19 protein-coding genes are annotated in these 22,296 nt (G+C 59.2%); 5 read left to right on the top strand and 14 right to left on the bottom strand.

The annotated features are described in order from the left end of the window. Positions 1–19 precede the first annotated feature (19 nt). The 8 genes from rng to HHJ17_RS03710 are packed head-to-tail and all read right to left on the bottom strand — an operon-like array spanning position 20 to position 6,972. The gene (gene rng, locus HHJ17_RS03745) at positions 20–1,495 is read right to left on the bottom strand and encodes a ribonuclease G (protein ID WP_296505025.1); all 1,476 of its coding nucleotides are present in this window, start codon (positions 1,493–1,495) and stop codon (positions 20–22) included. A gap of 24 nt (positions 1,496–1,519) precedes the next feature. Then, positions 1,520–2,122, bottom strand: a complete 603-nt coding sequence (locus HHJ17_RS03740; protein ID WP_296505023.1) for a Maf family protein — start codon at positions 2,120–2,122, stop codon at positions 1,520–1,522. 18 nt (positions 2,123–2,140) lie between these two features. Next, positions 2,141–2,608: a 23S rRNA (pseudouridine(1915)-N(3))-methyltransferase RlmH gene (rlmH, locus tag HHJ17_RS03735; RefSeq protein WP_296498557.1), complete on the bottom strand. Its 468-nt coding sequence runs from the start codon at positions 2,606–2,608 to the stop codon at positions 2,141–2,143. A 13-nt stretch (positions 2,609–2,621) separates the two neighbouring features. Next, positions 2,622–3,386: a ribosome silencing factor gene (gene rsfS / locus HHJ17_RS03730; protein WP_296505021.1), complete on the bottom strand. Its 765-nt coding sequence runs from the start codon at positions 3,384–3,386 to the stop codon at positions 2,622–2,624. Next, positions 3,386–4,009 carry a nicotinate (nicotinamide) nucleotide adenylyltransferase gene (gene nadD / locus HHJ17_RS03725; protein ID WP_296505020.1) on the bottom strand — a complete coding sequence of 208 codons (624 nt, stop codon included), beginning with the start codon at positions 4,007–4,009 and terminating at the stop codon, positions 3,386–3,388. The genes rsfS and nadD overlap by 1 nt, the downstream gene beginning before the upstream one ends. Before the next feature lies 1 nt (position 4,010). Continuing rightward, the gene (hemF, locus tag HHJ17_RS03720) at positions 4,011–4,943 is read right to left on the bottom strand and encodes an oxygen-dependent coproporphyrinogen oxidase (protein ID WP_296505019.1); all 933 of its coding nucleotides are present in this window, start codon (positions 4,941–4,943) and stop codon (positions 4,011–4,013) included. Between the two features lie 5 nt (positions 4,944–4,948). Then, on the bottom strand, positions 4,949–6,241 hold the full coding sequence (purD, locus tag HHJ17_RS03715) for a phosphoribosylamine--glycine ligase (protein WP_296505017.1): 1,293 nt from the start codon (positions 6,239–6,241) through the stop codon (positions 4,949–4,951). Beyond that, positions 6,238–6,972 (bottom strand): YebC/PmpR family DNA-binding transcriptional regulator, encoded by a 735-nt coding sequence (locus HHJ17_RS03710; protein WP_296505015.1) that lies wholly within the window; start codon positions 6,970–6,972, stop codon positions 6,238–6,240. The genes purD and HHJ17_RS03710 overlap by 4 nt, the downstream gene beginning before the upstream one ends. 58 nt (positions 6,973–7,030) lie before the next feature. On the opposite strand from HHJ17_RS03710, the gene HHJ17_RS03705 reads away from it, so the two are divergent. Together HHJ17_RS03705 and upp are read left to right on the top strand one after the other, a co-directional pair. Then, a complete protein-coding gene (locus HHJ17_RS03705; protein ID WP_296505014.1) occupies positions 7,031–8,587 on the top strand; it encodes a helicase HerA-like domain-containing protein in 1,557 nt (518 codons plus the stop codon). Between the two features lie 74 nt (positions 8,588–8,661). After that, positions 8,662–9,312, top strand: coding sequence for a uracil phosphoribosyltransferase (gene upp / locus HHJ17_RS03700; RefSeq protein WP_296505013.1), 651 nt, complete (start codon positions 8,662–8,664; stop codon positions 9,310–9,312). A gap of 114 nt (positions 9,313–9,426) precedes the next feature. On the opposite strand, the gene HHJ17_RS03695 is transcribed toward upp, so the two are convergent. Both HHJ17_RS03695 and HHJ17_RS03690 read right to left on the bottom strand, forming a co-directional pair. Then, entirely contained in the window at positions 9,427–11,670 is a 2,244-nt protein-coding gene (locus HHJ17_RS03695; RefSeq protein WP_296505011.1) for a bifunctional (p)ppGpp synthetase/guanosine-3',5'-bis(diphosphate) 3'-pyrophosphohydrolase, read from the bottom strand. An 18-nt stretch (positions 11,671–11,688) separates the two neighbouring features. Continuing rightward, complete coding sequence (locus tag HHJ17_RS03690; protein ID WP_296505009.1) at positions 11,689–12,585, bottom strand: alpha/beta hydrolase; 897 nt, start codon at positions 12,583–12,585, stop codon at positions 11,689–11,691. 116 nt (positions 12,586–12,701) lie between these two features. Between HHJ17_RS03690 and HHJ17_RS03685 the strand changes: the two genes are divergently transcribed. Next, positions 12,702–13,472, top strand: a complete 771-nt coding sequence (locus tag HHJ17_RS03685) for a 3-hydroxybutyrate dehydrogenase (protein ID WP_296505007.1) — start codon at positions 12,702–12,704, stop codon at positions 13,470–13,472. 67 nt (positions 13,473–13,539) lie between these two features. Here HHJ17_RS03685 and HHJ17_RS03680 read toward each other — a convergent pair whose 3' ends face one another. The 4 genes from HHJ17_RS03680 to HHJ17_RS03665 form a co-directional block, all read right to left on the bottom strand. Then, complete coding sequence (locus HHJ17_RS03680) at positions 13,540–16,026, bottom strand: serine/threonine protein kinase (protein WP_296498531.1); 2,487 nt, start codon at positions 16,024–16,026, stop codon at positions 13,540–13,542. Positions 16,027–16,140: 114 nt separating this feature from the next. Further along, entirely contained in the window at positions 16,141–18,798 is a 2,658-nt protein-coding gene (locus HHJ17_RS03675) for an EAL domain-containing protein (RefSeq protein WP_296498528.1), read from the bottom strand. Between the two features lie 87 nt (positions 18,799–18,885). Further along, the gene (locus HHJ17_RS03670) at positions 18,886–19,596 is read right to left on the bottom strand and encodes an SIMPL domain-containing protein (protein WP_296498525.1); all 711 of its coding nucleotides are present in this window, start codon (positions 19,594–19,596) and stop codon (positions 18,886–18,888) included. Between the two features lie 45 nt (positions 19,597–19,641). Next, positions 19,642–19,929 (bottom strand): hypothetical protein, encoded by a 288-nt coding sequence (locus HHJ17_RS03665; RefSeq protein ID WP_296498522.1) that lies wholly within the window; start codon positions 19,927–19,929, stop codon positions 19,642–19,644. Positions 19,930–20,095: 166 nt separating this feature from the next. On the opposite strand from HHJ17_RS03665, the gene ompR reads away from it, so the two are divergent. Next, positions 20,096–20,827, top strand: a complete 732-nt coding sequence (ompR, locus tag HHJ17_RS03660) for a two-component system response regulator OmpR (RefSeq protein WP_296505004.1) — start codon at positions 20,096–20,098, stop codon at positions 20,825–20,827. 50 nt (positions 20,828–20,877) lie between these two features. Continuing rightward, on the top strand, positions 20,878–22,248 hold the full coding sequence (locus HHJ17_RS03655; protein ID WP_296505048.1) for a sensor histidine kinase: 1,371 nt from the start codon (positions 20,878–20,880) through the stop codon (positions 22,246–22,248). Positions 22,249–22,296: the final 48 nt, after the last annotated feature.

Raw genomic sequence — 22,296 nt, 5'->3', positions numbered from 1 at the left:
AAAAACTGGACCAAACAACCTACAGAAGAACAATATCGTACTGCTCTTGCCCCATGGCACCTTCGCTCTGCAATGACACTGGTTTTCCTATGAACTCGCTCAAACCCGCCAAATGCTGGCTTTCTTCATCCAGAAACAGTTCAATCACTTTGGGCGAGGCGATCACGCGAAACTCACGTGGATTGAACTGGCGTGCTTCGCGCAGAATCTCGCGGCAAATGTCGTATGCCACACTGCGCGCGGTCTTGACAATACCTTTGCCGGCACAGGTCGGGCAAGGTTCACACAACATGTGCGCCAGCGACTCACGGGTGCGCTTGCGGGTCATCTCGACCAGACCGAGTTGCGAAAACCCGCCTGCCGTTGTTTTGACGCGGTCCCGCACCAGTTGTTTTTTGAATTCAGCCAAAACCGACTCACGGTGATCGTCTCGCACCATGTCAATGAAATCGACAATGATGATGCCACCGAGATTGCGAAGACGCAGTTGCCGCGCAATCGCCTGGGCGGCTTCCAGGTTGGTTTTGAAAATAGTGTCGTCAAAATTGCGGGCACCGACAAAACCACCGGTATTCACATCGACCGTGGTCAAGGCTTCCGTCTGGTCCACGATCAGATAGCCACCTGACTTCAAATCAACCCGGCGTCCCAGCGCCTTGGCGATTTCCTCGTCAATGGCGTACAGGTCAAAGATGGGACGTTCACCCTTGTAATGCTGCAATTTTGCAGAGGCTGCCGGCATGAATTCGAGACCAAACGTCTTGAGGGAGTCAAACTGCTCCCGTGAATCTACCTTGATGGTTTGCGTGCTTTCACCAACCAGATCGCGCAAGACACGCTGCAACAGGTTCAAATCCTGGTGTAACAGTGACAAAGGTGGCAGTCGCATTGAGGCGCTCTTGATACGGGCCCAGGCCTTGCGCAGATAGCCAATATCTTCAGACAACTCCAGATCAGAAGCATCCTCTCCATTGGTTCGCAGAATGAAGCCGCCGCCCTCGGTGCCCGTCAGGCGCTGCAGCCGCGCTCGAAGTTCATCACGCTGGTGTTGCGAGATTTTTTGTGACACCCCAACATGGTCATCCTGCGGCAAAAACACCAGCATCCGCCCCGCGATACTGATCTGCGTCGACAGCCGAGCCCCTTTGGTCCCGATCGGATCCTTGATGACCTGCACCATCAGTGCCTGGCCTTCAAACACCTGCTTTTCTATCGGAATCTGCGGCTGCGTGTTGCGCACCATGCTGGGCGGCTCGCCATCGGGCTGGCGATGCCAGACATCGGCCACATGTAAAAACGCGGCACGCTCAAGTCCAATGTCAATAAACGCGGACTGCATGCCCGGCAGCACGCGGGCCACCTTGCCCAGATAAACATTGCCAACCAGGCCGCGTTCCAGCGTGCGTTCGACGTGCAACTCCTGCAACACACCATTTTCAACAATGGCAACACGGGTTTCCTGCGGAGACCAGTTGATCAAAATGTCTTCTTGCATGGGTGGTGGCGGGCAAAAACCCAATTAAACCTTGAATCCAAAAGACCGAAGCAACTGCGCAGTCTCGAACACGGGCAATCCCATAATGCCAGAATAACTTCCGGACATGTGTGAAATAAACGCGGCCGCCCTGCCCTGCACGCCGTAGGCGCCAGCCTTGCCCATCGGCTCATTGGAGGCGATGTAAGTTTGCATCTGACGCAGGCTCATTTCAGCAAAAGTGACACGCGACTCACACAATGTTTGCTCGCGTTTACGCCCGGTCCCAAGCGCCACAGCCGTCAAAACACGATGTGTCTTGCCGGAGAGTTCTGCCAGAATCCGGGCAGCATCAACGGCATCGGCTGGCTTGCCATAAATGATGCGACCCAATGCCACGGTCGTGTCCGAGCACAGCACGGGTGCCGCTGGCAAACCTCTCAGCTTGAGCCGCTTCAATGCGGCGTCCAGCTTGAGTTGCGTCACCCGTCTGACATAAGCCGCCGGGGCCTCGTTATGCAAAGCTACTTCAAGTGCTTCCGCATCTTCATCCGCGCCGGGCAACAGCAATTCATGACGCACGCCCAACTGTTCCAGCAACTGGCTACGCCGCGGACTTTGCGAGGCAAGATAAATAAACTTAGTCACGATGAAAACATAAAAATATCACTCGCGGTGGTAAGGATGATTGGCATTGATTGACCAGGCCCGGTACAGCTGTTCAATCAGCAACACCCTAACCATGGCATGGGGCAGGGTCAAATCCGACAAACGAATGCGTTCATGCGCCGCTTGTTTGAATGCGGGGTCAAGTCCATCGGGTCCGCCGATGACCAAGGCCACATCGTCGCTTTCCAACTGCCAGTGTGTGAGCTTTTTTGCAAGGGCTGCCGTCGTTAGCGTGGTGCCCCGCTCGTCCAGGACCACAATGCGACAGCCTTTGGGTATGACTGCTTCAATGCGGGCACGCTCAGCCGCATACAAAGTTTCTACCGTCTTGGAACCACGTGGTTCGGTCTTGACGGTTTTGAGTTCAACTTTGAGTTCGTAGGGAAAGCGCTTGGCGTAATCGTCCCAAGCAGTTTGCGCCCAATCGGGCACCCGCTGCCCCACGGCGACAATCACCAGCCTCACAAAAAGTATCCGGTCAGGCCTTGCGGACGGCCGTTTTCTTGGCAGGTGCTTTCTTGGCGGCCAACTTGGGCGACGATTTCTTGGCTGAAGCCTTGGCCGGATCGTTGATGGTTACCTTTTTAATTGCGACTTTCTTGGCCGCAACTTTAACGGCAGACTTCGGGGCAGTCTTGCGCTCAGCAACCGCGGAGACCGCCTCTGCCGGCGCTTTCTTCACAGCAGTTTTTCTGGCTGGGGCTTTTTTTGCAGCCGACTTGACTGCCATATCTTTCTTCACCTGGGCTTTGGAAGGGAAGGCTTCGGCCACCCCTTTTTTAGCGGCATTGGACCGACGCAGATTACCTTCCAGCTCTACGACTTTTTTCGTCGCTTTGACTGGCTCAACCAGCTCTTTCTCTTCCGGCTTGGCGGCACCAAATTTGAGACGCACCGGCTTTTCGCCCCAGAGTTCTTCCAGGTTGTAGTACTGACGAAAACTAGGTTGCATGACATGCACCACGGCGGCGCCGCAATCCACAATAATCCACTCACCGTTCGCTTCGCCTTCAACCCGGGGTTTTGGAAAACCAGCATCACGGACCGAATCGCGCACACTGCCAGCCAGCGCCTTGGTCTGCCGGTTGGATGTGCCTGAAGCAATGATCACCCGTTCAAACAAGGCCGAAAGATGTTCTGTATCGAACACCTGAATGTCCTGGGCTTTGACGTCCTCCAGACCATCGACGATGGCACGCTGAAGTTTCTGGATGTCTTTTTTTGCAACGGTAGAGTTAGTCATCAAATAGTCTGATAAAGGTGGTGGTCGTCAATATAACGCGCAACTGGCTCAAAAACCAGTGGGACAACGCATTGATGCGCTGCAATTCGGGTCCGAATATCGGTTGCGCTGACAGGCATGGCTGGCATTTGCAGCCGCCTGAAACGCGATTCATGCGACTTCTGTGCAATAAACTGGGGGCTGGCCCCCGTCAAATCTTCGCGCTCAGCTACACAAATTATAGCGAGTCGCAAAACCTCTTGCCATTCATGCCAAGTTGACAGCGCCCGGGCCTGGTCTTCACCCATGATCAAAAACAACTCGGCGTCAGGCCATTGCGCCTTCAACTCACGCAACGTATCCACGGTATAGCTTGGGCCGGAGCGCTGGGTTTCACGGGGATCGATGACCACGCGGGGTAAATCGGCAAACGCCAGCTGTGCCATGGCCAGACGGTGATGGGCGGGACTCAAGGCCCGGGCCTTGTGCCAGGCTTGCCCGGTGGGAACAACGATGAGTTGATCAAGCTGCAAATCGGCCAACGCCGCCTGCACCAGCGCCACGTGCGCAGCATGCGGCGGGTCAAACGCGCCTCCAAACACGCCGATTCGCCTGTGCACGGACTGATCGGGCATTAAGCCCATGTCAAACCCATTCCTTGCGGACCAGGAATTTTACGTACAAATCGGCTTCGGGCGAGCCGGCTTCAGACACGTTTTGATACGACCAACTGGCCAGCGGTGGCATGGACAGCAAAATTGATTCAGTGCGCCCGCCTGACTGCAAGCCAAAATGCGTGCCGCGATCCCAGACCAGATTGAACTCAACATAGCGGCCGCGCCGGTAAAGCTGAAACGCGCGTTCCCGCTCACCGTAGGCCATGTCCTGGCGCCGCGCCACAATCGGCAGATAGGAGGTCAAGAATGAATCGCCTACCGACTTCATCATGGCCAGACTGCCTTCAAAGCCCAGTTCGGAAAAATCGTCAAAAAAGATGCCGCCCACACCGCGCTGTTCTGAGCGGTGCTTCAAATAGAAGTACTCATCACACCAAGTTTTAAAGCGCGGGTATTTATCGCTGCCATAGAGCGCCAGCGCAGCTTTGCAGCTGGCGTGGAAATGCACCGCATCTTCCTCAAAACCGTAGTAAGGCGTCAAATCCATGCCGCCACCAAACCAGCACACCTCTTGCCCATCCCGACCTTTGGCCGCCAACATGCGCACGTTCATGTGCACGGTTGGCACATAGGGATTGCGCGGATGAAACACCAGCGATACCCCCATCGCCTCGAAGGGTGCGCCGGCCAACTCGGGTCGGTGTTGAGTGGCCGAAGGCGGCAAGCTGGGCCCACGCACATGCGAAAAACCACAACCGGCCCGTTCAAAAACCGGGCCACCCTCCAGGATTTTGGTGATGCCGTTGCCCTGCAGCTTCTCACCGGGCTCTTTTTGCCAGACATCCGTCAAAAACTCCGTGCCATCCAGTGTGGCGATGGCCGAAGTGATGCGCGCCTGCAAGTCTTGCAAATAGCCGCGTACAGCCTCCGTTCGCGGCGTGTTCAGATTGGACAGCGTCATGCGCGTTAGTTTTTGGCGGCGCGATGGCCAATATCCGTCCGGTACTGCATGCCATCAAAACGGATACCCAAGGCCACTTCGTAGGCGCGTTGTTGCGCCTGACGGACGTTGTCAGCCAGCACCGTGACACACAAAACACGTCCCCCAGAGGTGACAATCTCACCGTCTTTGAAGGCCGTACCGGCATGAAACACGACGGCATCATCTTCTGCCATAGGCAGGCCGGTGACGACGTCACCCTTGCGCGGATGCATCGGATAACCATGCGCCGCCATCACCACACCCAAGGCGGTACGGCGATCCCACTGCAACTCAATTTGATCCAGACGTCCATGCGGACCGGGCTCGGTGGCCGCCAGCATCACATCGACCAGATCGGTCTTGAGTCGCATCATGATCGGCTGGGTCTCGGGGTCGCCCATGCGGCAATTGAACTCCAGGGTTTTGGGGTGTCCGTTGGCATCGATCATCAGACCGGCGTACAAAAATCCGGTGTACGGAATGCCGTCTTTCTCCATGCCCCGAATTGTCGGCAAAATGATTTCCCGCATGGCGCGCGCATGCACATCGGGTGTCACCACGGGTGCGGGCGAGTAGGCGCCCATACCGCCGGTGTTGGGCCCCAGATCCCCATCCAGCAGTCGCTTGTGGTCCTGGCTGGTGGCCAGTGCCAACACATTTTTGCCGTCGCACATCACAATGAAACTAGCTTCTTCGCCGATCAAAAACTCCTCGATGACGACACGGGCGCCGCCTTCGTTGTGCGTCACGCCCAGCGTGTTGTCCACCAGCATGAAGTCCACCGCTTCGTGCGCCTCAGCCAGCGTCATGGCGACCACCACGCCCTTGCCCGCTGCCAGGCCGTCGGCCTTGACCACAATCGGAGCGCCTTTTAGATCAAGGTAAGCGTGTGCCGCCACCGGGTCGGTGAAGGTCTCATATTCCGCGGTGGGAATGCTGTGGCGCTTCATGAAGGCCTTGGAAAACGCCTTGGAGCTCTCCAACTGGGCAGCAGCCTGGGTTGGGCCAAACACGCGCAAGCCATGTTTGCGAAACTCATCCACCACGCCCGCCGCCAGGGGGGCTTCCGGCCCCACCACGGTCAGCGCGATTTTGTTAGCAATCGCCCACGCCCGCAGTTCGTGGACGTCCGTGATGTTGACATTCTCAAGACGTCCATCCAGGGCGGTACCGCCGTTACCCGGTGCTACGTAAATCGTTTGCACCTTGGACGACTGCGCCAATTTCCAGGCCAAAGCATGTTCGCGGCCACCGCCGCCAATCACAAGAACGTTCATAGTGCCTCGCTGTCTATTTCTGCATTGTGATAAATGTCTTGCACATCATCCAACTCTTCCAGTACATCCAACAGTTTTTGCATGCGTACCGCATCGTCGCCGGTGAGTTCGATCGGGTTTTCGGCACGCATGGTGACCCCAGCCACTTCGGGCTTCAAGCCCGCAGCTTCCAGTGCATTTTTGACGGTCTCATAGTCGACATAGGCGGTCAACACCTCAATCGCACCGTCGTCGTCGGTAATCACGTCCTCTGCACCGGCTTCCAGCGCCACTTCCATGACCTTGTCTTCATTCGTGCCGGGGGCAAAAATCAGCTGGCCACAATGCTTGAACTGGAACGCCACCGAGCCTTCGGTGCCCATGTTGCCACCGTATTTGGCGAAAGCGTGGCGCACTTCGGCCACCGTACGCACTTTGTTGTCGGTCATGGTATCGACCAGGATGGCCGCGCCGCCAATGCCGTAGCCTTCATAGCGAATTTCTTCGTAATGCACGCCTTCCTGGTTACCCGTGGCCTTGTCGATGTTGTACTTGACACGGTCCGCCGGCATGTTGGCCGCCTTGGCGCGGTCCACCGCCAGCCGCAAGCGCGGATTGGTGGCCAAATCGCCACCACCGGCGCGCGCCGCCACCGTGATTTCACGGATGATGCGGGTCCACACTTTGCCCCGTTTTTCGTCTTGGCGACCTTTACGGTGCTGAATATTGGCCCATTTACTGTGTCCTGCCACGGGGAATCCTTCAAAAGTTCGTTACGCTACGCCAACAATTGTACTTTTTGAGAGCCACATGTCTGAACCGATCCTGATTGCCCAACATGGTGACACCCAGTGCTTCCTGCGGCCTGACAAGGCCAACCGGCACGGACTCATCACCGGCGCCACCGGCACCGGCAAAACTATCACGCTGCAAACCATGGCCGAGGGCTTCTCGCGCATCGGCGTGCCGGTGTTCATGGCCGACGTCAAAGGCGATCTCACCGGCATCTCCCAGGCCGGCACCTTGGGATCAAAACTGGCCAAAGTCCTCGCCGATAGAGCGCTAACAGCGCCTGAATTTATAGCATTTCCAACGACCTTGTGGGACGTCTTTGGCGAGCAAGGCCATCCGGTGCGGGCCACGGTGAGCGATCTGGGGCCCCTGTTATTGGCACGCATGCTGAATCTGAACGAGACCCAGGCCGGCGTGCTGCAACTGGTGTTCAAAATCGCGGACGACGACGGCCTGCTGCTGCTGGACATGAAAGACCTGCGCGCCATGTGCCAGCTGGTGGGTGACAACGCGTCCGACTTCACCACCGAATACGGCAACGTCAGCGCCGCCAGCATCGGCGCGATTCAGCGCGGGCTGATGCAGATTGAAGCCCAGGGCGGGAATGAATTCTTTGGCGAGCCGATGCTCAACATCGAAGACTTCATGCAAACCGACGCCGACGGACGCGGCGTGGTCAATGTGCTGGCGGCCGACAAGCTGATGAACTCGCCCCGGCTGTACGCCACGTTTTTGCTGTGGCTGCTGAGTGAACTGTTCGAAACCCTGCCCGAAGTGGGCGACCTGGACAAACCCAAAATCGTATTCTTCTTTGACGAAGCGCACCTGCTGTTTGCGGACGCACCCAAGGTGCTGCTGGAGCGCATTGAACTGGTGGTACGGCTGGTGCGCTCCAAAGGCGTGGGCGTCTATTTTGTGACGCAAAACCCGCTCGACATTCCGGACTCGGTGCTGGCCCAGCTGGGCAACCGCGTGCAACACGCCCTGCGCGCCTTCACGCCACGCGACCAGAAGGCGGTCAAATCGGCCGCGGACACCATGCGGCCCAATCCGGCGCTGGACATCGGCGCCGCCATCACCGAACTGGCGGTGGGCGAAGCGCTGGTGAGTTTTCTGGACGAAAAAGGCCGTCCCGGTGTCACCGAACGTGTGTTTGTGCTGCCGCCGGCGAGCCAGATTGGCCCGATCACACCCGAACAGCGCCAAGCCCTGATGGCCGGCTCGATCGTGACCGGGGTTTATGAAAAACACCTGGACCGGGAATCCGCGTTCGAGAAAATCAAGGGGCGCACCGAGTCGCGCCTGGAGCGCGCATCCGCCTCGCCCGCCTCGAATGCCGCAAACGGTCAGCGAAACGGCCAAAACCGACCCGGCGATGACCAAGCCACACCAGCGCCCGCCGGCGGTGGCCTGCTCGACAGCCTGGGTTCCATTTTCGGCGGTGGCGCACGCCGAACCCGCACCTCGGCCGGTGAACAGATGATCCGCAGCGCCGCCAGCGCCGTCGGCCGCGAAGTCGGCCGCCAGATCATCCGCGGCGTGCTCGGCGGCATCTTTGGCGGCGCCAAACGCTGACAAACCGGCTTGCGACACAACATTCCGCTCGGCACACGCCTTCCCGCCACACCCCATTTTGAGAAAGTCCCCCGATGAGCACCTCCAACGACCTTGCCCCCCAAGTCCACTTGGTGAATCACCCTTTGGTTCAGCACAAACTGACCCTGATGCGCAAAAAGGACACCAGCACCAACAGCTTTCGCAGCCTGCTCAATGAAATCAGCATGCTGATGGCGTTTGAGGTCACGCGCGACATGCCGATGCTGGACGTGGAAATCGAGACACCACTGGAGACCATGACCGCCAAGGTGATTGACGGCAAGAAACTGGTGTTGGTGTCGATCCTGCGCGCCGGTACCGGCATTCTGGACGGCATGCTGACGGTGGTGCCGGGGGCACGGGTCGGCCACATTGGCCTGTACCGCGACCCCAAAACCCTGCAGCCGGTGGAGTACTACTTCAAGATGCCCCAAGACATGCAGGAACGCGACGTGGTGGTGGTGGACCCGATGCTCGCCACCGGCAATTCAGCCGTGGCCGCGATTGAACGCATCAAGACGTTGCAACCCAAATCCATCAAGTTTGTCTGCCTGCTGACCTGCCCCGAAGGCATTGCCACGCTGCGCAAAGCGCACCCGGATGTGCCGATCTACACCGCGGCGATTGACCGCCAACTCAATGCGCACGGCTACATCCTGCCGGGCTTGGGCGATGCCGGTGACCGGATTTTTGGCACGCAATGATTTTTATAAGCCAAATCGACCGCTAGCCCCCGTGTAACCAGCGTAGATAGCTACGCTTTTTATAGCATTAAACCAGAGCGCGGCCGCACGCGGAGGACGTGGCCGGCTACTGCCTTAGCGGCGCCGCGCCGCCCGCACCCCGTTCAACTCCGCCACGATCCCCAGCACCTTGGCCAGCCGCCCGGAGTCGGACACCTCGACCGTGAAGGTCATCCAGGCGGTGCCCTTCATGGACTGGGTCTGGACCCCGATCACGTTCATTTTTTCTTTGGCAAAGACTTCGGAAATATCGCGCAGCAGGCCCTGCCGGTCCGCAGCTTCCACCGCCACATCCACCGGATAGACAGAAGCACCGGCCGATTGGGGCTGCCCCCATTCCACCTCAATGACGCGCTCGCCATTTTTTGCCACCATCTCACGCAGGTTGGAGCAATCGGTACGGTGCACGCTCACCCCCTTGCCGCGCGTGACAAAGCCACAAATCGCATCCGGCGGTGCGGGCTTGCAGCATTTGGCCAACTGCGTCATGAGCGAATCAACCCCCACCACCAGCACCCCGCCCTTGGCTGAATTGGCCGTACTGCGCGGTTTTTTGAGTGGCAGGTAGTCCTCGTCAGTCTGCACCGGCTCGGGCGGACGCAACACGGTCTCAATGTTACGCAGCGAAAACTCGTCTTTGCCGACCACTTCAAACAGTCCGTCGGCCGAGTTGAAACCGAGTTGCGACGCCAGATCTTCCAGTTTGACAGCGGTCTTGCCCAGCCGTTGCATCAGTTTTTCCACCGCCTCGCGGCCTTTCGCCACCGTCTCGCCCACCGCCAACGCGTTGAACCAGGCCCGCACCTTGGCCTTGGCCCGGTGACTGACCAGATAACCCAGCTCGGCATTGAGCCAGTCGCGCGAGGGGCCGCCTTCTTTGACCACCGTGACTTCCACCGTCTGGCCGTTTTTCAGCGGCGTGTTCAAGGGCACCATGGCACCGTCCACCCGCGCACCGCGGCAACGATGGCCCAGCGTGGTGTGCACGCTGTAGGCAAAATCCACCGCGGTCGCGCCCTGCGGCAATTCAACGATGGCCGCCTCCGGCGTCAAGACATAAATGCGGTCGTCAAACACGCCGGCATGCTCTTGCGCGCCCGAGAGATCACGCTCCCACGCCAGCAACTGGCGCAACACGGCAATTTTGGCGTCGTAGACACCACTGGCCGACACGCCCGAATAGCCCTTGACCCCGGCCTCTTTGTAGGCCCAATGCGCCGCCACCCCGTGCTCGGCATGGTCGTGCATGGCCTGGGTCCGGATCTGGATCTCGATCGGTTGCCCACTGCGGTCGCGCACCACCGTGTGCAATGACTGGTAGCCGTTGGCTTTGGGCCGGGCAATGTAGTCGTCAAATTCATCGGTGATCGGAGAAAACTCGCTGTGCACCCAGCTCAAGGCGGCATAACAGTCCGGCACGGTTGCCACCACAATGCGCAGCGCCCGGATGTCGTACACCTGGTCAAAATTGAGCGACTTGCCGCGCATCTTCTTGACGATGCTGTAGATGTGTTTGGGTCGCCCCTGCACCTTGGCCTCCATGCCCTGCGCCGTCAATTCGGCCTCCAGCCGGGCCCGCAATTGCTCGACATGGACTTCGCGTTCGGAGCGTTTTTCGTCCAACAGGCGGGCCACCTGCCGGTAGGTATCCGGCTCCAGAAAACGGAAAGCCAGGTCTTCCATCTCCCACTTGATTTCCCAGATGCCCAAGCGATTGGCCAGTGGCGCAAACACCTGTTGCGCCTCGCGCGCCAAGCCCGCCGGGACCGGCCGCTTGCTGGCGGCAAAAAAGCGCAGCGTTTGCAGGCGCGAGGCCAGGCGCAGCATCACAACGCGCAAGTCACGCGAAAACGCCAGCAGCATCTTGCGCACGCTCTCGGTCTGGGCCGCCACGGTTTGCGCCATCGGGATCGCCGTTGAGGCCCGTGCATTGGCAACCTGCGCCTGGCGCGCTTGCCGCTGCACCCGCACCAGCTTGGTGGTCTCAATCGCCAGCGCGGCAAAGTTGTCGCCAAAGGCTTTGGCGATCACCTCCTGCGGCTTGTTCAGGTGATCGCAGGCGTACACCAGATAGCTGGCCGCCTGCATCGCCTCGGAGCCGCCAATGGTCTTCAGGATGGCCGCGACGGCATCGGCATGGGCCAGAATGTTTTCGCCAGTGTCCAGCGTCTCACTGGCCAACAGCGGCTCGGCAAAGGCGCGGGCGCGCGCCAGCGCATTGGCCTGCTCCGGCAGGCTCTCGGTGGTGGCCGCTAACAATTGCGTTAGCGGTTGCGGCAAGGGGGTCGAACCATGGGATTCGACTGAGAGACTTTTCATCCGGAATTCACCAATTTTCTAATCAAGCAGGAAGGAGGTCACCGTTTGCACCTGGCCATCGACGATGAAGGTCGGCGCGTGACCGACCCCCGCAAATTCAACCAGCCGTGCCTTGGGGCCACGGACCGTCATGGCCTGGGCGGTTTCCAGCGACAGCAAGTCCGACTGGGCGCCGCGCAGCAACAGGGTGGTGGCCTTGATGTTGTCATACAGCTGCCACAGCAGGGCTTCGCTCTGCGCGGCCATCTCAGGGGTCATGGCGCGAAACGGCACCGCAATGGCCGGATCGTAATGCAGCGTCCAGCGGCCTGGGACGCCCGCCACCGCCTTGACCATCGGCCGTGAAAACGCCAGCCACTGTGCCGGCGTGTGCGGCCCAAAGCTGGTGGAAATGGCCCACAGGGCATCGGCGGCCTGCTGCACCGAGTCAAACTGCACGGCCCGGCCCAGATATTCACCAATCCGCTGCAAGGCGTCCCACTGAATGCTGGGGCCGACGTCGTTCAGCACGAGGCGACGCACCGGCACGGGCAGCGGCAGATCAGCTTGCCCGCACACCACCAGACCAATCAGCCCGCCCATGCTGGTGCCGACCCAGTCCAGCGTGGTTGGTTGGAGCTGCGCCAGCAGGGCCAGCATGTCGGCGGCGTAGTTGGGCACCTGGTAGCCGGCCGGGTCTTTCAACCAGTCGCTTTGCCCCCGACCCACGACGTCCGGACAGACCACCCGAAGGTCGTTGCCCGCCTTGTCACACAAAGCCCGCGCCAGCACGTCAAAGTCACGCCCCTGGCGCGACAGGCCATGCACACAGACAACCACATGGGCACTTTGCGGATTGCCCCATTCCCAGTAGGCCATGCGATGCCCGCCGGATGCATCAGGGCAATGTACGTAATTCAGTGTCGGTTCAATCATGGTGAACTTAATGGTTTGATAATGGCAAGGTGTTAACAGGTAAGCGGTCTCACCGTCACGGTCATCACATCCTAATTCAATCGCAGCATCCCCCTGCCCCTTTACGGAGAAAACCCATGCTAAAAGGCAAAACAGCTCTCGTTACCGGATCCACCAGCGGCATTGGCCTTGGCATTGCCAAAGCCTTGGCCCAGCAGGGCGCCAACATCGTGCTCAACGGCTTTGGCGACACCGAAGGCCCGAAGGCCGAAGTGGCGGCTATGGGCGTTAAAGTCGCCTATCATGCGGCCGACATGAGCAAACCCGCCGAGATTGAAGACATGATGAAGTTCGCCGCCGCCCAGTTTGGCCGCGTCGATATTCTGGTGAACAACGCCGGCATCCAGCACGTGGCCCGGATCGAGAACTTCCCGATTGAGCGCTGGGACGCCATCATGGCGATCAACCTGAGCAGCGCCTTTCACGCCACCCGCCTGGCCCTGCCTGCCATGCAAGCCGCCGACTGGGGCCGCATCATCAACATCGCCTCGATCCACGGCTTGGTCGGCTCTGCCGAAAAATCGGCTTATGTCGCCGCCAAGCACGGCGTGGTGGGTTTGACCAAGGTGACGGCCCTGGAAAACGCCACCAGCGGTGTGACCTGCAACGCGATCTGCCCCGGCTGGGTGCTCACGCCGCTGGTGCAAAAACAGGTGGACGCCAAAGCAGTGACACTGGGCATCTCGGTGGAAGAAGCCACCAAGCAGTTGCTGGCCGAAAAAGAGCCGTCCATGCAGTTCACCACCCCGCAAGAGTTGGGCGCCCTCGCCGTCTTCTTCTGCTCACCCGCAGCCAACAATGTGCGTGGCGTGACGTGGAACATGGATGGCGGTTGGACGGCGCAGTAACGCTATCAATAGCATAGCTACCTGCGCAGACTAGACGGGGGCTAGAAGCCTAAAACATGCACAACAATCAGGTCGATTGCTTGAACGCCATCACCGCCTGATTGCGCAACGTCTGCATCAACGCCAGTTCTTTGGCGTCCAGAACCAGCCCACCCTTTGCTGCTTTATCCGCGTAAATCAAGCCAAAGGGCTTGCCCTTGATATTCACCGGCAGCAGCAAAAAAGTGGGGGCGTTGATCGCCTTGCGATACCAAACCGGCAGGCGCCCGGCAATCTGCGCCTCGGTGGCATCGCTGATCATGGCGTCGGCGCCCTTGCTGCACACCGCCGTGAACAAGTCCGGCGTACCGGCCTTGAGTGTCACGTTAAAGACTTTGACCAGGCTCTCCACATCTTGACCCAAGCCAAAACGGCCGGTCAGAGTGTCAGTTTTGGGGTCGCGCATACAAAAGATGATGCGTTGAAATTCCATGGCCCGGAACATGGTTTCCAGAATCATGCGCAACAGGTCGCTCAGCTTGACGTCTTCCACCATGGCATTGGTGATGTCCTGAATACCCGCCGCCAGAATTTGCGCCACACGTTGCGCATCGTGCGCGGCTACTTCGCTCATCTGCGGCGGTAACACCGCCTGGGTGGCATGCAACTCAAGCGGCGACAGGGTGTCCGGTGGCTCCGCTTCGCGCTCCTGGAGCGACCCGGCATCTTCTTGCGGTGATTTCAACAACTTGGATGCCGCGGAATCGGGCCGTACATTAACATCCATGGCCGACGCCATCTCGATCAGTTTTTTGCGGGCGACGCTGGTCGCCACCAACACTTGGCCGGAACTGACCCCCAGGGTTCGGGCATAGAGTTTGGCCATCTGCGCCAGCCGCCCATCCAGGGCCTTGGGATCGGTGAGCAACAGAATGTCGGCCATGTCATTGGCGGCCAGCGCCATCCAGCGCAGACGCTCAGCGGGGTCCGTGGGTGTGCGCATGGGCGGCTCCCCGAGGGGCCGGCGCATGCAGCGCTGGATACCTTCAGGCAGGCCCCAGGCTTTGGCCACGCCCATGCCCATCTCCTCAAAACTCAAACCCAGCACATTGGCAGAAGCGGTCGACTCACTCACCGGCTGGCGGGTGGATGAAGTCAGGCTGCGCACCGTGCGCGCTTCTTCCGGAAAGTAAAACTCGGCCAGCAGTCGCCCCAAATTATGGAACATGGCACCAATAAAAGCTTCCTCACTTTCCTGTAACGAAGCACACAGTTCACCGGCAATCGAGGCGGCCATCAAGGAACGCAAAAACTCTTCCTTCAACACATTGGCGTGCGCTTTGTCCTGCATGTGCTCCAGCAGTACCAGACTGAGCGCCATGTTGCGAATACCGTTAAAGCCCACCAGGCTCACGGCCCGCGACACGGTGCTGATGCTGCCACCGCGGGCGAAATGAACGCTGTTCACCAGACGCAACAGCTTGTTGGTCAGCGCGACATCCTTCAAGATTTCGTTGGTCACACTGCCGATGCTCTCGGTCTCGGACGTGGCCATGCCCTGAATGCGCACCACCGAGTCCGACATGGCCGGAAAATCGCTTTTATGACGCATACGGCGCAACAAAAACTCAAGCGTGCTGTTATTCCCGCTGGCATTGGATGGCTTATCGGCTTCACCGCCTTTGGCTGCGGCCCCCGACCAGTTGGCGAGCTCGTCACGAAAAACCTTGGCACTGGGGTGCCGTTGCTGTGGATCTTGGGCCAGCGCGCGCATCAAAATGGCGCGCAACCGGTCGTCAACCGCGTCGCTCAAATCCTTGGGCAACATGAGTTGCTCATGAATGACGCGGTAAATGGCCCGCATCGGATCCACCTCAGCGATGAGCGGCTTGCCCGAGAGCATCTCGGTCAACACAATCCCGGCTGAAAAAACATCCACCAAGGGCGTCGCGGGCTTTCCCTGGGCGGCTTCGGGTGACAGATAGCCCGGCGTACCGCCATCTGGCGTGGCCAATCCTGGGGCTCCGGCCGCTCTCGAATCATTCATGCGCGCCGCAATGCCGAAGTCCATCACCCGAGCCCGGCCCGCTTCGTCAACCATCACATTGGAGGGTTTCAGATCGCGATGTACCACCCCGGCGGCATGAGCCACCACCAGCGCGTCCAGCACATCCAGCATCAGGGCGACCGCCTCGGCGGGCGGCAAGGCACCGCGTTTGGCCAGCAAGGTGGACAGGGTCTGGCCCGGCACATATTCAAACACCAGGTAGGGCTGCTGCTCCTGCACATCGGCTTCAAAGACAGGCACGATGTTCGGGTGTGTCAAACGGCTGACACTGCGGGCTTCCTGCAGCCACTGCGCAATGACGGAGGCATCGGAGCCATGGCCGACCTTCATCAGCTTGATGGCCACCTCGCGTTCCAGGCGCGGGTCAAACGCCAGCCAGACGATCGACTGGGCACCCCGACCCAGGATGCGGCGCAACTCGAAACGCCCCAACATGGCGGGTTGCGGCTGCGCGGACAGGCCGGTTGCCAGTCTCTTGATAGTGGAGAGCGGGGAAAATGAAACCATGAATCTATGTGTACAAGGGAAATCGAAATATACCGTTTATTTAGCGGGCCGAGTATGACATTGCCTCGGTTTTGCCTCCCGGCACAACGCGCCATCCGCCAGATAACAGGCCCATCAGACAGGCAGCGGAATACACGCAGAAACCGAACCCAAAAACTGCTCAAATTCATTCAGCGGCAGGGGCCGGCTGAACAGGTAACCCTGGTAAGCGTGGCAGCCATGCTGCGCCAGAAAATCTCGTTGCGCTTCGGTCTCGACCCCTTCGGCAATCACCGCCAGCCCCAGGCTCTGGGCCAGCGCAACAACGGTTTTGGCAATGGCCGCATCGTTCGGATCAATCAAGACATCACGCACGAAGGACTGGTCAATCTTGAGCTGGTCCAGCGGCAATCTTTTCAGGTAGGACAGCGAGGAATATCCGGTCCCAAAATCATCCAGTGAAAAACTGACGCCCCGCTCTCGCAGCGCCGTCATTTTGCTGACGATGTCCTCCAGATTGGCGGCCAGCACGCTCTCCGTCAATTCGAGCTTGAGCTTTTTCGGGTCGGCCCCGGTGTAATCGAGCAGACCCAGCAAATAGTGGGCAAAGTCCGGCTCGCGAAACTGGCGGGCGCTCACATTGACCGCCAAGGTCAACTGGGCGCAAGCCGGCTGCTGTGCCCACGCCAACAACTGGGCGCAGGCGGTCTCCAGCACCCAATTGCCCAGCGGCAGTATTTGCCCGGTTTCTTCCGCCAGCGGAATAAAGTCGGCCGGCGACACCATGCCGCGCCCAGGATGAAGCCAGCGCAGCAGTGCTTCCGCGCCCGTGACATGATTGAACGCATCCACCTGAGGCTGGTAATAGAGCAAGAATTGCCCCTGCAAAATGCCTTCGCGCAAATCGGATTCCAGCTTTGCCCGCGCATTCACCAAGGCCTGCATGGTCGGATCAAAAAATCGCATGCTATTGCGTCCGTCCGACTTGGCCTGGTACATCGCCAGATCGGCTTGCTTGAGCAAGTCGTCCATCGGCACCGACTGGCCGCTGTACAAAGCCACGCCAATGCTGGAGGTACTGTGGAAATCAAAATCAACCAGGTGGTAGGGCTGGTTGAGCAGCGCCAATATCTTTTCGCCCACGCTTTTGGCCTCGTCTGCCGCGATCTCACGCACCGCATCAAGCTCTTCCAGCATTACCACAAACTCATCCCCGCCGAGACGGGCCACGGTGTCACCTTCACGAATACACCCGGACAGACGCATGGCAACCTGTTGCAAGAGCAGATCACCTTTTTCGTGGCCCAGCGTGTCGTTAATCGTCTTGAAGTGGTCCAGATCGATGAACAGCACAGCGCCACTGCGCTTGTTCCGACCACTCACGGCGAGTGCATGCTGCAGACGGTCCAGCAACAAACGACGATTGGGCAGACCGGTCAGCGGGTCGAAAAACGCAAGTTGCCGGATATGTTCTTCAGCGGCCTTGCGTTGCGTAATGTCCGTCAACGTCGCCACGTAATGGCTCACCTGTATTTTCTCGTTCCACACCGCCGTGATGTTGATCCACTGTGGAAAAACCTCGCCACTCTGGCGCCGACTCCAGATTTCACCCGCCCATTGACCACTGCGCTGCAACTGCTGATGGATGTCTGCATAAAACGCGTCATCATGCCGCTCCGAATAAATCAGGGCCAGCGTCTGTCCCACCGCTTCGGCCTCGGTGTAACCGACACTGTCTGTAAAAGCTTTATTGACGCGCAAAATGACCTGCTGCGCATCGGTCACGATGATGCCCTCCTGAGCCTCAAACGCCACGGCGGCAATACGCAATTCGGACTCCGTCCGGTTGCGTTCAGAAAGATCAATATCAAAACGAAAAACTTCGGGATCAACCCCCGAATGGCTCACAAATCCATGACTGGAAAAAACGGGCACTTCTGAACCATCCTGGCGCACCAGCAACAGTTCGGCGGCGGGAATGGCCTGATGGGTTTCGAACATCTGGCGCATCGCCTGCTGGACACTTTCGCGCAGTCGGACAGGAATAATGAGGTCAAGCTTTTTTCGACCGATCGCTTCCTCGGCGCTAAAACCATACAGCCGTTCGGAGGCTGCGTTCCAGAAGTTAATCGTGCCGTCCGGCCCGTAGCCCTGAACCGCGACGCCAGGAATATCTTGCAGCAGACTGCGAAACCGGGCCTCGGATTCGCGCAGGGCCTGTTCGGTTTCTGCACGATGCACACCATCCCGCAGCAACAAGCCCAAAAATAACGTGGCGGGGGTGAAAGTCAGCAGCAGCGGCAGCGACACACTGGCCAGCACTTGCGGGGCAACCCCAGCCGGCAACTGGGTAAAAAGCAAAACCACAAACAGATGGACCACAAAGCCAAACACCAGGAGTTGCCACACCCCCACTTTGGCCCAGCCCCGGGCAACGGCATGGCGCAAAAGCAAGCCAAGCGTGACGCTACTGAGCACCACGAGCAGCCCCACATCAACGCCGAGGCCACCAAGCCAGAGCCGGTACCCCCCCGCGATGATCGCCGCCACCCCAGCCACCAGCGGCCCGCCAAACAGGCCGGCCATGCTGAGAACCACCGAGCGGGCATCAAAAATCACACCCGGTGTGAGCACGATGGGGGTCATCATGCCCACAATGCAAATCACCCCAAAGAGAACACCGGAGGACACTTTGCCGGCTGTTTGGCGGTCATGCCAGAAGCGGCTATTGATACTCTGCAGCAAACTAAGTGCCAGCAGCAGTGCGACTCCTTTGATGAGCTCAATGACCAATCGCAATCTCCCCCGAATTGACGTTTGTCGGATTATGTACCGCCGGGGCACCAATCCGAACGGGGGTTAACCTGCGACTTGCGCGCTCTATTTCAGTTGCACAGTCCCCGACACGATGATCACGACGGAAGCCTTGCCAGCCTCGACCGGCACCGGCGCATCAGCCGTCGCCGCCCTGGCCTCCATCGCCATCATCCGCGGCCGTGGTGAAAAATCCTGCTCATTGGCACTGACATTGACTTCCCGCAGGGTATAGCCGGCAAAGCCAAAACTACGGGCAATCTCCGTCGCGCGGGTCTTGAAGCTTTCAATGGCAATCACTTGCGCATCACCTTCCACCTTGGCACGCTGCTCCCGACTCAGGCCAAAACTCACGTTGGCAACCGTCAAGGTCTGAATCTTTCCGGCGGTACTGCTGATGCGGGTGAAATCACGCCCTTCGAGGATCAGCTCGGCCGAGCCCTGCCAGCCGCTGGGTTTGCCATCGCGGCCATAGCGCGGAGACAAGCTAAAGTTACCGGTACGCACGTCCAGCTGCCCCGGTTTAGCCGCCTTTTTGGCTTCGGCCAGTGCCGCATCCATTGCGGTCTTGAGTTGACTTTGCACTGCATCGGCGTCGGGGCCATTGAAGCTGGTGCTCATGACAATCGACAGCAAATCCTGCTGAACCTCGACCGAACCATTGGCGGAGAGTTGAACGACGTTCTGCAGAGGCGGGTTCACATTTTTTTGAGCAAAACTGACACTGGCCGCCGTCACCAGTACACAAGTAGCTATTATTTTAGTAGCAAGATTCAAAATCACTTCTCCTTGAAAAATCGGGTTCACAGTCGCAAGAACGCCTCATTGACGCTCCGGTCTGGTTTCTCGCCGCGGCGGACGCAATTGCTGGCGCAGGTCGGCCCGCTCCTGATCGGACAAATGGCGGAAGGCCGGGGCAACTTCAAGCGATTGATCCTTGCGCTCCTGGGCATCTCGTGCCCGCTGGGCTTTCAGCGCCGACCGCAATTCCGCCCGCCGCTGCTCTGCCGCAGACGGCTCGGCCGTCGTCGGGTCGCGGCTGGCTGGCGGCTGAGCCCAGGCACCCACCACGGACAAAGAGATAAGGAGAAAAAACAATATATTTTTCATAGTCAGAACATAACGCCAAATCACATGCTGGCGATCACATTGCTATTGCTTGGGCTTGCGTGCCGGGGCAACTTCTGTAACAGTATGTCAGCAGCGGCCGCTAATTCGGGAATTCGCCCCGTTAACCCTGCAAAATGGCCTCTGTTACATATTAGGTGATGCACACATGAGCCAAGCTTCTATTAGAAATGACAAGATCATGGTCGTCGACGATGACGCGCGCATCCGCGACCTGCTGCGCCGTTACCTGACGCAGGAGGGTTTTGACGTTCTGCAGGCCGAAGATGGCAAGTCCCTCACGCGCATCCTGCTGCGTGAACCGGTTGACCTGATCGTGCTGGACCTGATGATGCCCGGCGAAGACGGCCTGTCGATCTGCCGGCGCCTGCGCGCCGCCAACGACCGCACACCCATCATCATGCTGACCGCCAAAGGCGAGGATGTGGACCGCATTGTTGGCCTGGAGGTCGGCGCCGACGACTACCTGGCCAAGCCCTTCAACCCGCGTGAACTGCTGGCCCGTATCAATGCCGTGCTGCGCCGGCGCCCCGTGCCCGAAGCACCAGGCTCGCCATCGACCGATAACCATGTCGTGGCGTTCGGGCCATTCACTTTTGACCTGGGTGCCCGCACGCTGCGCAAAGACACCGAAGACCTGCCTCTGACAACTGGCGAATTCGCCATGCTGAAGGCACTGGTACGCCATCCGAGCCAGCCGTTGTCCCGCGAAAAACTGGCCCAACTGGCACGTGGTCGCGAGTTTGAACCCTTTGACCGCAGTCTGGATGTGCAGGTCTCGCGCTTGCGCAAACTGGTCGAAGTCGACCCCGCCGCCCCCCGCTACATTCAAACCGTTTGGGGTGTTGGCTATGTATTTGTTCCAGATGGCGCGGGTTGAACACATTGACAGCAACGCAAACAACAACGCAGCACGACCTCACCAGCCCGATGCCGCTGGAGCCCCCCGCCCCCCGGGGCCTCAAGGCGATAACACGGCTGGGCTTGAGTCTGTTCTGGCGTACTTTTTTTCTACTGGCCCTGCTGTTGATTGGCAGCGTTCTGGCCTGGCTGCAATCGCTGCGCGCGCTGGAGTTTGAACCGCGCGCCATCCAGACCGCGCAACAAATCGCGTCACTGGTCAACCTGAGTCGCGCCGCCCTGATTCACTCCGACGCCATCAACCGGGTGTCCCTGATCAAGACCATGACCGAGGAAGAAGGCGTGCGCATTGTTCCGCGCGAACCCGGTGACTTGTATGAGCCGTTTGACACCGATGCGCTCGGCCAGCGCATTTCGCTGGAACTCACCGCCCGCCTTGGCCCCGGCACGGTGGTGGCCAACAGCGTTAACCATACCGAAGGGCTGTGGGTCGGGTTCACCATCGACGGTGACAACTACTGGATGCGCACCGATCGCGCCCGCTTCAACCGCGCGGCCGGCAGCACCTGGATGATCTGGTTAACAACGGCCGCCGCACTGTCGCTGGCCGGAGCGGCCCTGATTGCCCGTCTGATCAACCAGCCACTCAAGCAGCTGTCGTTTGCGGCCGGCCGCGTACGCGACGGCGATTTTCACGCCAGCTCGCTGGACGAAACCGTGGCAACCAGTGAGATAAGAGACGTGAATATTGGCTTTAATCGCATGACCCAAAAGTTGGCGAAAATTGAACAGGACCGGGCCATCATGCTGGCCGGCATCTCGCACGACCTGCGCACTCCGCTGGCCCGCTTGCGGCTGGAGACCGAACTCAGCGTCTCGGACATCGAAGCACGCGCCAACATGGCCGCCGATATTGCACAGCTCGACGCCATCATTGGCAAGTTTCTGGATTACGCACGGCCCGGCAACGTCAACCTGACGTCCGTCCCGCTGCGCGAAGTCATTGAGGCCTGTCTTTTCAGTGTGCGCAACCGGACCGACATGCGCTTCAACCTGGACCTGTCGGATGACCTGATCGTGCTCGCCGACGAGGTCGAACTGGGCCGCGTCATCACCAACCTGCTGGAAAATGCCCGCCGTTATGGCAAGTCCCTGGACACCGGCGTTGCCGTGGTGGACATTGCCGCCAAGGCGCGCGACAAATGGGTGATGCTCCGGGTGCGCGACCACGGCATGGGCGTCTCGACCGAACAGCTGGCCAACTTGACCAAGCCGTTTTATCGCGGCGAAGCGGCCCGCACTGCCGCCAACGGCGCCGGCTTGGGTCTGGCCATTGTCGAAAAGACCATTTCGAGCATGGGCGGGACTTTTGTCCTGAGCAATACGACCTCAGGTGGCCTCGCCGCCAATATCAAGCTGCAAAGAGCCCCGGCGGCTTGACCGCAAATCAGCTATTAGATTTATAGCTAAGTACGCATAGCCCGCAAG

It is taken from the genome of Rhodoferax sp., assembly GCF_012927445.1.
Taxonomy (GTDB): Bacteria; Pseudomonadota; Gammaproteobacteria; order Burkholderiales; family Burkholderiaceae_C; genus Rhodoferax.
Note: the sequence above shows the minus strand (reverse complement) of the source record. Positions and strands in the feature narration are given on the sequence as shown.

What these genes read in the sequence shown, in the direction of transcription:
- upp (WP_296505013.1), top strand. Translation starts at nt 8,662, where the DNA reads ATGAGCACCTCCAACGACCTTGCCCCCCAAGTCCACTTGGTGAATCAC.
- HHJ17_RS03655 (WP_296505048.1), top strand. Translation starts at nt 20,878, where the DNA reads ATGCCGCTGGAGCCCCCCGCCCCCCGGGGCCTCAAGGCGATAACACGG.
- HHJ17_RS03665 (WP_296498522.1), bottom strand. Translation starts at nt 19,929, where the DNA reads ATGAAAAATATATTGTTTTTTCTCCTTATCTCTTTGTCCGTGGTGGGT.
- HHJ17_RS03685 (WP_296505007.1), top strand. Translation starts at nt 12,702, where the DNA reads ATGCTAAAAGGCAAAACAGCTCTCGTTACCGGATCCACCAGCGGCATT.
- rsfS (WP_296505021.1), bottom strand. Translation starts at nt 3,386, where the DNA reads ATGACTAACTCTACCGTTGCAAAAAAAGACATCCAGAAACTTCAGCGT.
- HHJ17_RS03705 (WP_296505014.1), top strand. Translation starts at nt 7,031, where the DNA reads ATGTCTGAACCGATCCTGATTGCCCAACATGGTGACACCCAGTGCTTC.
- HHJ17_RS03690 (WP_296505009.1), bottom strand. Translation starts at nt 12,585, where the DNA reads ATGATTGAACCGACACTGAATTACGTACATTGCCCTGATGCATCCGGC.
- rng (WP_296505025.1), bottom strand. Translation starts at nt 1,495, where the DNA reads ATGCAAGAAGACATTTTGATCAACTGGTCTCCGCAGGAAACCCGTGTT.
- hemF (WP_296505019.1), bottom strand. Translation starts at nt 4,943, where the DNA reads ATGACGCTGTCCAATCTGAACACGCCGCGAACGGAGGCTGTACGCGGC.
- ompR (WP_296505004.1), top strand. Translation starts at nt 20,096, where the DNA reads ATGAGCCAAGCTTCTATTAGAAATGACAAGATCATGGTCGTCGACGAT.
- HHJ17_RS03680 (WP_296498531.1), bottom strand. Translation starts at nt 16,026, where the DNA reads ATGGTTTCATTTTCCCCGCTCTCCACTATCAAGAGACTGGCAACCGGC.
- HHJ17_RS03695 (WP_296505011.1), bottom strand. Translation starts at nt 11,670, where the DNA reads ATGAAAAGTCTCTCAGTCGAATCCCATGGTTCGACCCCCTTGCCGCAA.
- purD (WP_296505017.1), bottom strand. Translation starts at nt 6,241, where the DNA reads ATGAACGTTCTTGTGATTGGCGGCGGTGGCCGCGAACATGCTTTGGCC.
- nadD (WP_296505020.1), bottom strand. Translation starts at nt 4,009, where the DNA reads ATGGGCTTAATGCCCGATCAGTCCGTGCACAGGCGAATCGGCGTGTTT.